The organism is Luteimonas sp. KH_071 (genome assembly GCF_057838005.1).
Genome location: NZ_CM174458.1, coordinates 573,559 through 585,967, shown reverse-complemented (window position 1 = coordinate 585,967; position 12,409 = coordinate 573,559). Strand labels below are relative to the sequence as shown.

The window sequence follows — 12,409 nt, the reverse complement described above, 5'->3', positions numbered from 1 at the left end:
CGGTGTGTGCGTGAGCGCTCATGGGATACTCCGTGGCGATGGGGCCGGCCGGGAACGGGCGGTTTCAGATCGTCCTTTATAGTTACGAATGCAACCTAATTGCAAGGCGCATCGCACCATGACCCACGCCGCGGCTCCCCCTGCTGCTCCGAATGATCCCGACGACGCCCACGCAGGCCACGGTCACCGGCGCCTCGATCTCGAGCAGTTTCTGCCGTACCGGCTGAGCGTGCTGACCAACCGCATCAGCCGCGGCCTGGCCGACATCTACAGCGAGCGGTTCGGGATCAGCGTGACCGAGTGGCGGGTGATCGCAGTGCTGGGACGCTATCCGGGCCTGTCGGCGAATGGCGTAGCCGAGCGCACGGCGATGGACAAGGTGGCAGTGAGTCGCGCAGTCGCGCGCCTGCTCGAACGCGCGCTGATCGAACGCGAGATGCACGACAGTGACCGTCGCCGATCGGTGCTCGAACTCAGCGAAGCCGGCCACGCGGTCTACGATGTCATCGTGCCGCTGGCGCTCGAATACCAGCGCAACGTGCTGGCGCCGCTGGACGAAGCCGAGCGCGCGACCTTCGCCGCGATGATGGCCAAGCTCGAGGCGCCGCTGAAGGATTGACGCTGCGCGGCACGTTTGCGTCAGCGACTCCATAAAAAAAAACAGCGCCCGAGGGCGCTGTTTTCGTGTCGGAAGATCCGTCCGGTTATGGACGGCGTTCCTCGTCAAGCCGGGTCCCGGCAGCAATCGGTTCGCCGATCACGTCCTGGCCGGCGAGCGAGGGCTCGTCGTCCTTCAGCGTGTCGAGATGCATCAGGCGGCGGATCAGAGGCGACACCAGCATCATCAGGATGCCGACACCGACCGCCAGCCAACCCACGTTCGAATAGACCTCGAGCACGCGTCCCGGACCAGCGCCTTCGCCGCCAGTAGCGGCCGAAATCAGACCTGCAGCGAAGTTGCCGGTCGCCGATGCGAAGAACCAGGTGCCCATGATCAGGCTGGCCATGTGCGCGGGCGCCAGACGGTTCATCGCCGACAGGCCGACCGGCGACAGGCACAGCTCACCCGTCGTGTGGATCAGATAGATCAGGAAGATGAAGAGCACCGGCGTCATTTCGCCCGGACCCACGCTGTTGGCACCCCAGACCAGGACCAGAAAGCCCAAGCCCACCTGGATCACGGCGAGCGCGAACTTCATCGGCGTCGACGGCTCCCAGCCGCGGCGCCCCAGCCACAGCCAGGCCATCGCGAATATCGGTGCAAGCAGGATGATGTAGATCGAGTTCAACGACTGGAACATCGATGCTGGCACTTCCCAACCGAAGATCTGACGATCCACCGAGCGGTCGGTGAACAGATTCAGCGACGCGCCTGCCTGTTCGAACAGTGCCCAGAACAGGATCGAGCCGACAATCAGGATCAGCGCGGCGAAAATCCGGTTGCGCGCCTCACGCTCGAGCTTGAACACGGCCGTGTACAGCACAAAGCCCATCAGCAGCGCACCGGTGCCCATCAGCAGGCCACCGACGAGCTTCTGGTACTGGATCAGAAACCAGACCACGCCGACGGCGAGTACGCCGGAGACATAGAGCAGCCACTCGAAGCGGATGCCCATGACCGGCGCCGCCAGACGCTCCGGCACCTTCGATTCGCCACGACCCATCAGCAGCGGCTTGCCGAGCACGAACACGATCAGGCCCAGCAGCATGCCGACGCCCGCAGCACCGAAGCCGTAGGCCCAGCCGTGGGTCTGGCCGAGGTAACCGGCAATCAATGCACCCAGCGCCGCGCCGAGATTGATGCCCATGTAGAAGATTGTGTACGCGGGGTCACGGCGGATGTCGGTCCGCGGATACAGCTGGCCGACCATCACCGAGATGTTGGCCTTCAGGAAGCCCGAACCCACGATGATGAAGGCCAGCGCCAGCCAGAAGATGTTGATCTCGGCCGCGGACTGGCCGCCGTCGCCTTCGAATGCCATCAGGAAATGACCGAAGGTGAGCAACACCGCGCCGAAGACTACGGCCTTGCGTTGTCCCAGGTAGCGGTCGGCCAGATAGCCGCCGACCACCGGTGCGATGTAGACGAGCGCGGTGTACGCGCCGTAGATCACCGACGCCTCGGAATCCGAGTACATCCAGTGCTGCACGAGATAGAAGATCAGCAGCGCGCGCATGCCGTAGTAGGAGAACCGCTCCCACATTTCGGCGAAGAACAGCACGAACAGGCCGCGCGGATGGCCGAGGATGGTTTTCTGTTCCTCGGCGGCGTACGGATTCATTGACACGTAGGGCGACTCCTGACGTTGATCGAGTGCCCCGGGCCTGGCCCGGGCGACGCGCTAACTTAGCGGCGCCCGGACCACATGGAAAGTGACCATTGCCACCCCTGCAGGCCGACGCGTGTCGCAACGCATCGGCCCGCCGATGTCATCCGCGTATTCAGCCCGCGGGGTAGACGTAGCTCGCGCCGACACCGAGCGGAATGCCCAGCGCCCAGAACGACAGCAGGAATCCGGACCAGACGATCAGCAGCGTGATCGAGAACGGCAGCATCAGCGCCAGCAGCGTGCCGATGCCGCTGGACTTCACGTAGCGCTGGCAGAACACCACGATCAGCGGGAAGTACGGCAACAGCGGGGTGATGATGTTGGTGCTCGAATCTCCCACGCGGTACGCGGCCTGGGTCAGATCCGGCGAGATGCCCAGCTGCATCAGCATCGGCACCATGATCGCGCCGATCAGCGCCCACTTGGCCGACGCCGAACCCACCAGCAGGTTGACGAAGCCCGACAGGAACACGATGCCGACCAGCGTCACGCCGGTCGGCAGGCCCAGCGCCTGCAGGCCGTTCGCCCCCTTGATCGCCAGCAGTGCGCCGAGGTTGCTCTGGCCGAAGGCATAGATGAACTGCGCGGCGAAGAACGCCATGACGATGTAGTAACCCATGCCGCTCATCGCCTTGCTCATGCCGGCGATGATGTCGCGGTGGCTCTTGACCCCGCCGGACGCGTAGCCGTAGACGATGCCCGGCACGACGAACAGGATGAAGATCAGCGGCACGATCGACTGCATCAGCGGCGCATTGGCCACCAGCAGTTCGCCCGCGCCCGTCGCCGCATCCGCAGGCGCGCGCCAGGCCGAACCGGCGGCCATTGCCGTGACTGCAACGGCAACGGCCACCACCAGCATCGCCAGCACCGCCAGCCACAGGCCGCGACGCTCGGGCGCGGTCAGCGCCTCCATCGTCGGCATGTCCTGGGCGTCGCCGTCGACCGGCGTGCCGCGCAGGCGCGGTTCGATGACGCGGTCGGTCAGGAACCAGCCGACCAGCACGATCAGCACCGTCGACGCGGTGGTGAAGTAGTAGTTGTTGAGCGGATTGACGATCACCGACGGGTCGATGAGGTTCGCCGCTTCCTGGGTCAGGCCGGCGAGCAGCGGGTCGAGGCTCGACGGAATGAAGGTCGCCGAGAAGCCGCCCGACACGCCGGCGAACGCCGCGGCGATACCCGCTAGCGGATGGCGCCCGGCCGCGTAGAAGATCACCGCGCCCAGCGGGATCACCAGCACGTAGCCGGCATCCACCGCGACATGGCTGAAAATGCCCACCGCGATCAGCATCGGGGTGAGCAGCATCTTCGGCGTCACCGACAGCACTGCGCGCAGCGCGGCGTTGATGAAACCGGTGTGCTCGGCGACGCCCAGGCCCAGCATCGCCACCAGCACCACGCCCAGCGGCGCGAAGGTCACGAAGGTCCGGACCATGTCGGCCATGAAGGTCGTGAAGCTGGTGCCTGCCAGCAGGTTGCGGATCTGGATCGGATCGCCGCTGCGCGGATCGATCTCGGCGAAGCTGACGTTGGCCAGCAGCGCCGACACCACCCAGACCACCAGCATCAGGCCGAGGAACAGCACCGCCGGATCTGGCAGCTTGTTGCCGACCCGTTCGACGGCATCGAGGAAACGGGCGACGACACCGCGCGGCGCGGCGATCTCGGGACTGGGCTGGCGCATTCGACGGTCTCCCCTGCTGGCATTCGACCCGGCATCCTAGCAGCCCCGCTTCGCGTGTCGCCGCGCCGGCCGGCCCCCTTCCAACGAAAAACCCCGGCACGTGGCCGGGGTTTTCCGTCGATCCGTGTCGACGATCAGGGCGTGTAGCTGGCCCGCACCGTCAGACGGCCGAAGGCGCGTTCGCCGACGACGCGCACATACCACGTGCCCGCCTGCGGCGCCGCGAGCGTCACCGTTTCGTTGTTGCCCGGACGCTGCGAACGCAGCTGCCAGGCATCGGCCGTCGGCAGCACGTCGTGACTCGCATACAGCGAGACGTCACCGGTGCCGCCGGCCGTGAGGATGCGCAGGTTGCGCGCACCGGCCGGCACGTCGATGCGGAACAGACGCGATTCGCCCGCCGCTCCTTCGATGCCGCCAACCTGCACGCCGTTGACCAGCGGCTGTGCGGCCGTCGCCGGATCCTCGACGATGGACACCGCTGCGACGGCACTGTCGTTGGCCGCGTTCGGATCCTGCGTCTGCGAACTCGCGGCGACGGTCAGCGTCACGGTCTCGTCGATCAGCGACTCGGGCGCGAGTGCCGACAAGGCGAACACTGCCTCGCCGTCATTCGCCAGCGTCTCGCTGCTGCACGACAGTGTGGTCCTGCCGTCGGCCACGGCCGGCGTATCGCAGCTCCAGTCGGCCGGCGGCGTGACCAGCAGGTCATCGAGCTCGGCGTCGAGCACCGCACCGAAACCCGGGAAATGCGCGGCATCCGGACCGGCGTTGACCAGCGTTGCGGTAAACGCCAGCGTGTCGCCCGCTAACACTTCCGCATTCGCCGCTTCCACCGTGATGCCCAGATCAGCGACGGTCGCCGGCTGCAGACGCACCAGCAGAACCGTCGGATCGTGATCGGACAGACGCGTCGGCGTGGCCGCATCGTTGCGCGCGACTTCGGGGAAGTCGGCATTGATGCGCGCGTGGCTGACGTCGAGCCCGACGACCATCGGCGAATCGACCAGCGCCTGGTTCACCAGCACATGGTCGAGCGACTGCGCCTGGTAGTCGAACACGAACGAGTAGCGCTCCTCCTCGGACGCTTCCAGGGTCATGTTGAGCAGCGACGGCGCAATCAGTACCGCGCCATCGTTGTCGACCGCGGTTTCGCCATCGGGCGACGGCAGTCCAGTGACCGTGCCCATCGCGTCAACGTAGCCGTCGTTGAACTCGAAGGCGTTGAAGTCACCCAGCACCACGACGTGGCGCGTCGGATCCTCCTGCTGCATGCCGTCGATCAACGTCGCCAGGTACTCGGCCTGCTTCTGACGCTTGTCGCGCACGCGCTGGCCGCCGGTGGCCCAGCCGTTGCTGCCGGCGGCATCGGCTTCGATGCCGCTCAGCGAACGCTGGTGCACGACGATCGCGGTGAACGGATAGCGGCGGCCGTCGGCGAAGTGCGCCACTGCGTCGAGCACCAGCGGCGGACGGTCGTTGAGCACGCTGGTCGAACCGTTCGGATTGGTCAGCACTTCCTCGGTGCCGACCTGCTCGACCGCGCCCACCGCGATGCGGGCGACGCTGCCGACCGACGCGGTCTTGACCAGGAAGCCGACATCGATGCCGCCCACGTCGAAGCCTTCTTCCAGATACGCGACATAGCCCGGATCCGGCTGGGCAGCGGCGATCGCATCGGCGTTGATGCGGTTGGCGAGCGTCTGCAGCACCGACAGGTTCTCGACCTCGGTGACACCGACGACGTCCGGGGTATGCAGATATGCACGGATGCCGATCGACGCCTTCGACAGACGACGTTCGAGCGCCTCGGCAGTCAGTGTCGGACCGCTGTTGGCATCGTTCACCGTGTCGAAGAAGCGCTGCAGGTTGTAGGTCGCGAAGGTCACATGGTCGGGACCCGGCAGCATCGATGGACGCGGTTCGCCGGCGCCCGTGCAGTCACTGGTGAGCGCGCCTTCCGGATAGATCGTGTAGCGACGGAAGGTGTAGTCGAGCGGGCCGGTCAACGACCCGTCGGTGATGCGGCAACCGGCCGCGAGATCCGCAGTCGGTGCACCGATCGTGGCGCTGTTGACCGCGATCAGTTCGGGGTTGTAATCCCAGCGCGGGATGTTCGGCGCGCTGCTGCCCAGCGGATCGGGATCCGGAATCTGGATGCCCGGCTCGCGGAACGGACGCGCCGTGCCGGTGACGACGACGGCGAAGCGGCCATTGCTGCTGCCGGTCGCCTGCGCTTCGTTGGTGTTGCCCGTGGTCGGCGCGACCACCGTGAAGCTGGGCGCGGTGACGCGCATGCCTTCCAGATGTTCCAGCTGGCCGAGGCCGCCGGTGGCATTGGGCATGTCGTTGGTCAGCGCGATCGCGGCCGGCAGCGGGTTGCCCTCCGACAGCTTGACCACCGAGGCGTTGGTGATCTGGGTCAGCGGCAGCTGCAGTGGATCGGCGGCCGGCACGTACTCGGTCACCGTGCCCTGCACCAGCACGTTGTTGCCGACCACAACATCGGCCGAAGGCGGGCTGCTGGTGAACACGAACAGGCCTTCCGATGTCGCCGGATTGCCATCGTCCTCGCCATCCGGCGTCTGGATGAAAAAGCCGTTGTTCTTGCGGCCGGTGACGATGCCCGTGGTCGCGACCGGCTGGCCGTCGACCGGCGAGCGTTCGCCGCTGCCCTGGATCGCGTGGATCGGCAGCGTGGTCACGTCGTCGTTGAGGATCGTGACGATGGCCTGGGCCTTCGCCACTTCCGCGCCCGACACCTCGCTGAGGTTGATGTAGAAGATCTCGTCGGGCTCGACGGCCTCATCGCCGACGACATCCACGCTGAGGGTCAGTTCGCGCTCGCCCTCGGCGAAGCTGATCGTGCCGGAGCGCGCGATGTAGTCGCTGCCGGCGACGGTCGCGGTGCCATCGGCGGTCGTGTAGGTGAAGCTGACGCCCTCGGGGCCGGCCGGCTGGTTCAGCGACACGGTCACGAAGAACGGTGTGGCGCCGCTGTCACCCTCGGCGCCGCTGGCGTCGGTGATGCTCAGATAGAGCGTGCTGCCGCCGCTGCAGATGTTCGGAATGCTGGCGGCGTTGCGCGGCGCCGGTGCGCCGGTCGCGAAGTCGGCGGCGTTGTCATTGGTGTCCGTGCAGCCGTCACCGGCGCGCAGGATCGACGTGCTGTTGCTCGGCGCCGGTGCAGGCGCGCCGCCTTCGAAGAAGTTCGCGCTGCCGAACCCGACCAGATCGAGGATCAGCGCCTGCTGCGTCGGCGTGCAGGCGGTGCTGCCGCCGTTGCAGCCCAGGCTGGTGGTGGTATCGGCCAGCACGACCTTGCCGGCCGTGCCGGACATGTTGATCGTGCCGCTGGCATCGGGCGTCGGCAGCGGACCGCCGGTCGCGCCGCCGGCCAGGCCGACGAGGAAGTAGCCACCGGCCGGAATCTCCACATCCGGCAGGACCACGATCTGGCCCGCGCCCGAGCCGAAATTGCCGGTGCCGCTGGCGCTGGCGTACTGCACCGACTTGCCACCGAGCGAGACCGGCAGATCGCCGGTGTTGAGCAGCTCGATGAAGTCCGCGTTGTAGGGCGCGCCGCTATTGCCGCCGCCGCCATAGGCCTGGCTGACAACGACATCTGCCTGCGCGGCGCCCACGGCGCCACACAGCAACAAGGCCGACAGCAGCCGGCGGGTGTTTCGAGTCATGCGTGAATCCCCATGGAGTTCCCGGCGACAGCGCCTCGGGCCCGATTGTGCCCCTGATCAATGTCGATTGCATGACGCAGATCGGCACTTCCGGTCACAACGCGTCAGCCCGTCCGGCGCTGCGGTAATCTGCGCCGATGACGATCGAACGCAACCAGCGCCCTCTCGAAGACGGCATCCATCGCGACCTCTCCGGCCGCATCACCTACGGCGGCTACCTGCGCCTAGACCTGCTGCTGGCCGCGCAGCAGCCACTGTCGCAGCCGCCGCACCACGACGAGATGCTGTTCGTCGTGCAGCACCAGGTCTCGGAGCTGTGGCTCAAGCTGATGATCCACGAGCTGTCGGCTGCGATCAGCCACCTGCGGCGCGACGAGGTCTGGCGCTGCCGAAAGGTGCTGGCGCGCTGCAAGCAGGTGTTGCGGCAGCTGACCGAGCAGTGGTCGGTGCTGGAGACGATGACGCCGGCCGAATACATGGAATTCCGCGACGTACTTGGCCCCTCGTCCGGTTTCCAGTCGCTGCAGTACCGCACGGTCGAGTTCCTGCTCGGCAACAAGAACGCGGCGATGCTGGATGTGTTCGCGCATGACCCCGATGGCCAGGCGGCATTGCAGGGCGTGCTCGAGGCGCCCGGCCTCTATGACGAGTTCCTGTGCTATCTCGCCCGCTGGGGCCATCCGGTCGATCCGCGGCACCTGCAGCGCGACTGGCGCCAGCCGCATACCTTCGATGGCACCCTGGTGCCGGTGTTCGAATCGATCTACGAGGACACCGACCGCTACTGGCGGGAATACGCGCTGTGCGAGGACCTGGTGGATCTGGAAACCCAGTTCCAGCTCTGGCGCTTCCGCCACATGCGCACGGTGATGCGCATCATCGGCTTCAAGCGCGGCACCGGTGGATCGAGCGGCGTCGGATTCCTGAAGCAGGCGCTGGAGCTGACCTTCTTCCCCGAACTGTTCGAGGTGCGCACGCACGTCGGGCCCGGGCGCGGCAGCGACGCCTGAGGGCGCACGCCACGCGTCGGTGTGCGGACGCAGGCATGATCTTCTGCGTGAACCAGGCGCCGAGCGGGCGTCACTCCGTGCGACGGGGCGGACTCAGCCGGCGCGCGCCTGCCGGTCCAGCCAGACGCCGAGGCCCTGCGCGTTGATGACAATGTCGTCGCCTAGGATCGCCTGCACGCGCGCCTCCGCATCGTCGATGCCGTGCGCGAGCGCTCGATCGGAATAGAGCCGCGTCAGGCCGTCGACGATGCGGTCATGGCGGTCGGCATGCCCGTGCGCATCGCGGGCGATCTCGACCATCGCGTCGATCTGCGCGTGCAGATCGGCGGCGAGCCGCGTGCACTCGGTGACCTCGCCGTAATGCGCGATGCGGATCGAGACCGGCGACTTCGCGAGCAGCCTGTTGATCGAGGCATGCATCTGGTCGGGATCGAACTGCACCGGCGAGGTCGTCGGCAACGCGAACGCGCCGTGCGCGGTGTCGAGTTCGCGATACGACAGTCCGAACGTGTCGCCCGCGAACCAGCTGCGCGTCGTGGCGTCCCAGACGCTGTAGTGATGCAGCGCGTGGCCGGGCGTGTCGATGCACAGCAGCGGGCGTCCGGCGAGTTCGACGACATGCCCGTCCTCGGCGATGACCACGCGCTCCTCGGCGACCGGCAGCATGCCCGCGTGGTCGCGCTCGAACATCGCCTCGCCGTAGACGGCCTTTGCACCTGCGATCAGTTTCGTGGGATCGATCATGTGCGGCGCGCCGCGCGGATGCACGACGAGCGTCGCGTTCGGCAACGCGCGGATCAGCGGACCCGCCGCACCGGCGTGGTCCAGATGCACGTGGGTGACCATCAGCCAGTCGATCGCGTCGCGCGCGACGCCGGCCGCGTCGATCGCATCGAGCACGGTCTGCGCGCAGGTCGCGGTCCCGCAGTCGATCAGGGCCGCGCGGCCGCCGGATTCGACGAGATAGGCCGCGCACAGGCCGGGGCGGACGTAGCCGGTGTCGATGATCGTGATCGCATGATCCTGCATCGCGCGTCTCCCGTTGGACAGAACCGACAGTCTAGGGCGCGCGATGTAGACGCCCGATACGACCTGGGTCGAAACCGCTCAGAGACGACGTCGCAGCACGCGCGTGCGCAGCGCGAATGCGCTGCCCAGCACCGCGAGAAACACCCCGTAACCGACCGCGGTCGCCAGGATCTGCGCCCACATCGAACCGTGACCGCGATCGGCCACCGCGTGCGCCCAGTGGATCGACAGCAGGAACGCGATCGCCGACGCCGCGAGGCTGACGAGATCGAAGACGATGCGCCGCGTGCCGCGCGGCTGGCGCGGATAGGCCCAGAACAGCACGCCGAGGATCAGGAACCACGGCAGGAACAGCAGCAGCGCCAGATTCTGGGCGACGGCCGGGTTCACGAGGCGGCCTTCTCGGCATCCGCGGCAGCGAGCGCGTCGAGCGCCGCCTGCACCGTGGCGGCTTCAATGCCCTCACCCGGCGACGCCGGCGCATCGGCGAGCGCAAGTTCGCCATTGCGCAGGCGCGCGATGGTCTGGCCCGCATCGCGCGGTGCATCGAATGCATGGCTCTGCAGCAGCACGCGTTCGCCATCGACGAGCTTGAAATAGAACCTGCCGTCCGGTTCGCGGTACTGCTTGAACACCGCCAGCGGCCGCGCGGCGGGCGCGACGTCCGCCGTGTCTCCGGTCGCGACCGCCACCTTGCCCAGATCGCGCAGGCCCACCGCGTCGCGCAGTTCGCGCAGCAGTGGAATCGCATAGCGCTCGCGCAGACGCTGGCCGCCATCGCGCAGGATGTCCTCGATGTCGCCCGGCTTCGCGATCAGATCCTCGTAGCGTGCGCGCATCGGCGCGATCTCGCGCTCGACGACGTCGAACAGCTGCTGCTTGGCGTCGCCCCAGCCGATGCCGTCGGCGAATGCGGTCGCGAAACCCGCGGTCTCGTCCGGCGTCGCGAACGCCTGGTAGAGCTGGAACAGTGCCGATCCGTCGGTCGACTTCGCTTCGCCGGGCATCTTCGAATCGGTGAGGATCGAGAACACCAGTTTCTTCAGCTGCGCCTGCGGTACGAACAACGGAATGGTGTTGTCGTAGCTCTTGCTCATCTTGCGGCCGTCGAGGCCGGGCAACGTCGCCACGTTGTCGTCGATCGCAGCCTCCGGCAGCGTGAACCAGTCACGGCCGTAGACATGGTTGAAGCGCTGGGCGAAATCGCGCGCCATCTCGATGTGCTGGATCTGGTCGCGACCCACCGGCACCCGGTCGGCATTGAAGATCAGGATGTCGGCGGCCATCAGCACCGGGTACATGAAGAGACCGGCCGTCACCGCGGCATCGTCGTCCTCGCCGTCGGCGCGGTTTTTGTCGACCGCCGCCTTGTACGCATGCGCGCGGTTGAGGATGCCCTTGCCTGCGACGCAGGTCAGCAGCCACATCAGTTCGGTCGTCTCCGGCACATCGCTCTGGCGGTAGAACCACACCTTCGACGGATCCAGTCCGGCCGCGAGCCACGTGGCCGCGATCTCCAGCGTCGAGCGCTGGGTGCGGGCCGGGTCCTGGGCCTTGATCAGGCTGTGCAGGTCGGCGAGGAAATAAAAGCTCTCGGTGTTCGGCGCGCGGCTGGCGGTGATCGCCGGACGCACGGCGCCGACGTAGTTGCCGAGGTGCGGCGTGCCGGACGTGGTGATGCCGGTGAGGACGCGCTGGGGACGCTGGGACATGGGCGACAGGCTGCGGAAAACAGGGCGCCAGTCTAACCGCTGGCCGACGTGCGGCCGGCCTTAACCCCACTGGCGACGCGGGGCCGTTCGTCATCCCACCACCCGCGAGAGACCGCCATGCACGCATCCCGTTCCGTCCGATCCGCCGCCGCCTGGTTGCTGCTGAGCAGCCTGCTGGCGATGCCCGCCGCCCATGCGGCCCGCGCCTGGAAGGCGCACGAACGTGTCCGCATCGAGGTGGTCGACCGCGACACCGGCATCACTGCCCAGCCCGTGTCGCATCGTGGCGACACCTGGATCGCCGGGACCCCCGGCGCGCCGTACGCGATCCGCCTGACCAATACGACCGGCGCGCGCGTCCTGGTCGTGCTGTCGGTCGACGGCATCAATGCGATCAGCGGCGAAACCGCTGCGCCATCGCAGACCGGCTACGTGCTCGCGCCCTGGCAGACGACCGAGATCACCGGCTGGCGCAAGTCGCACGCGGATGTCGCACGCTTTGAGTTCGCTGCGCTCGGCGACAGTTATGCGGCGCGTACCGGTCGTCCGGACAATGTCGGCATGATCGGCGTCGCCGTGTTCGGCGAGCGCGCACCGCCGCCGCCCGTCGCGGTCTCCCGGTCGCCCTATCCGGCATCGCCATCGCCGCCTGCGCCCGGTGCGCACGGACGCTCGGCGGCTGCGGCCGAATCAAGCGCCTCAGACATGCGCGCCGAGCGCCAGAGCATCGGCACAGGCCATGGCGCACGCGAATGGTCGCCGGTGTCGTCGACTGCGTTCGAGCGGGCCACGCGCAATCCGGTGCAGGTGACCACGCTGCGCTACGACAGCGTCGATGCGCTGGTGGCTCGTGGCGTGCTGCCGCGGCATCGCGCTTGGGCATTAGCGCCTCGCCCCGAAGCGTTTCCCGGCGGCTTCGTACCCAACCCCTGATCCACGCGGATTT

General features: G+C 67.4%; 9 protein-coding genes. 3 read left to right on the top strand and 6 right to left on the bottom strand.

All coding sequences use genetic code 11. The features are described 5' to 3' along the window. Nucleotides 1–118 precede the first annotated feature (118 nt). Nucleotides 119–619: a MarR family winged helix-turn-helix transcriptional regulator gene (locus AC3IRM_RS02720; protein WP_489204748.1), complete on the top strand. Its 501-nt coding sequence runs from the start codon at nt 119–121 to the stop codon at nt 617–619. Between the two features lie 85 nt (nt 620–704). Here the strand turns inward: AC3IRM_RS02720 and AC3IRM_RS02715 are convergent, their stop codons facing one another. From AC3IRM_RS02715 to AC3IRM_RS02705, 3 genes are all read right to left on the bottom strand, one after another. After that, nucleotides 705–2,282 (bottom strand): peptide MFS transporter, encoded by a 1,578-nt coding sequence (locus tag AC3IRM_RS02715; protein ID WP_489205811.1) that lies wholly within the window; start codon nt 2,280–2,282, stop codon nt 705–707. 160 nt (nt 2,283–2,442) lie between these two features. After that, nucleotides 2,443–4,017, bottom strand: coding sequence for an AbgT family transporter (locus AC3IRM_RS02710; RefSeq protein WP_489204747.1), 1,575 nt, complete (start codon nt 4,015–4,017; stop codon nt 2,443–2,445). 134 nt (nt 4,018–4,151) lie between these two features. Continuing rightward, nucleotides 4,152–7,712, bottom strand: coding sequence for a Calx-beta domain-containing protein (locus AC3IRM_RS02705; RefSeq protein WP_489204746.1), 3,561 nt, complete (start codon nt 7,710–7,712; stop codon nt 4,152–4,154). A gap of 137 nt (nt 7,713–7,849) precedes the next feature. Here AC3IRM_RS02705 and AC3IRM_RS02700 point away from each other — a divergent pair, with 137 nt between their 5' ends. After that, complete coding sequence (locus AC3IRM_RS02700; RefSeq protein ID WP_489204745.1) at nt 7,850–8,722, top strand: tryptophan 2,3-dioxygenase; 873 nt, start codon at nt 7,850–7,852, stop codon at nt 8,720–8,722. A gap of 93 nt (nt 8,723–8,815) precedes the next feature. Here the strand turns inward: AC3IRM_RS02700 and AC3IRM_RS02695 are convergent, their stop codons facing one another. The 3 genes from AC3IRM_RS02695 to AC3IRM_RS02685 form a co-directional block, all read right to left on the bottom strand. After that, entirely contained in the window at nt 8,816–9,751 is a 936-nt protein-coding gene (locus AC3IRM_RS02695; protein WP_489204744.1) for an MBL fold metallo-hydrolase, read from the bottom strand. A gap of 78 nt (nt 9,752–9,829) precedes the next feature. Then, nucleotides 9,830–10,141: a hypothetical protein gene (locus AC3IRM_RS02690; RefSeq protein WP_489204743.1), complete on the bottom strand. Its 312-nt coding sequence runs from the start codon at nt 10,139–10,141 to the stop codon at nt 9,830–9,832. After that, entirely contained in the window at nt 10,138–11,463 is a 1,326-nt protein-coding gene (locus AC3IRM_RS02685) for a tryptophan--tRNA ligase (RefSeq protein ID WP_489204742.1), read from the bottom strand. The genes AC3IRM_RS02690 and AC3IRM_RS02685 overlap by 4 nt, the downstream gene beginning before the upstream one ends. A 117-nt stretch (nt 11,464–11,580) precedes the next feature. Here AC3IRM_RS02685 and AC3IRM_RS02680 point away from each other — a divergent pair, with 117 nt between their 5' ends. Then, complete coding sequence (locus AC3IRM_RS02680) at nt 11,581–12,396, top strand: hypothetical protein (RefSeq protein WP_489204741.1); 816 nt, start codon at nt 11,581–11,583, stop codon at nt 12,394–12,396. Nucleotides 12,397–12,409 lie beyond the last annotated feature (13 nt).

What these genes read in the sequence shown, in the direction of transcription:
- AC3IRM_RS02705 (WP_489204746.1), bottom strand. Translation starts at nt 7,712, where the DNA reads ATGACTCGAAACACCCGCCGGCTGCTGTCGGCCTTGTTGCTGTGTGGC.
- AC3IRM_RS02710 (WP_489204747.1), bottom strand. Translation starts at nt 4,017, where the DNA reads ATGCGCCAGCCCAGTCCCGAGATCGCCGCGCCGCGCGGTGTCGTCGCC.
- AC3IRM_RS02680 (WP_489204741.1), top strand. Translation starts at nt 11,581, where the DNA reads ATGCACGCATCCCGTTCCGTCCGATCCGCCGCCGCCTGGTTGCTGCTG.
- AC3IRM_RS02695 (WP_489204744.1), bottom strand. Translation starts at nt 9,751, where the DNA reads ATGCAGGATCATGCGATCACGATCATCGACACCGGCTACGTCCGCCCC.
- AC3IRM_RS02720 (WP_489204748.1), top strand. Translation starts at nt 119, where the DNA reads ATGACCCACGCCGCGGCTCCCCCTGCTGCTCCGAATGATCCCGACGAC.
- AC3IRM_RS02685 (WP_489204742.1), bottom strand. Translation starts at nt 11,463, where the DNA reads ATGTCCCAGCGTCCCCAGCGCGTCCTCACCGGCATCACCACGTCCGGC.
- AC3IRM_RS02715 (WP_489205811.1), bottom strand. Translation starts at nt 2,282, where the DNA reads ATGAATCCGTACGCCGCCGAGGAACAGAAAACCATCCTCGGCCATCCG.
- AC3IRM_RS02700 (WP_489204745.1), top strand. Translation starts at nt 7,850, where the DNA reads ATGACGATCGAACGCAACCAGCGCCCTCTCGAAGACGGCATCCATCGC.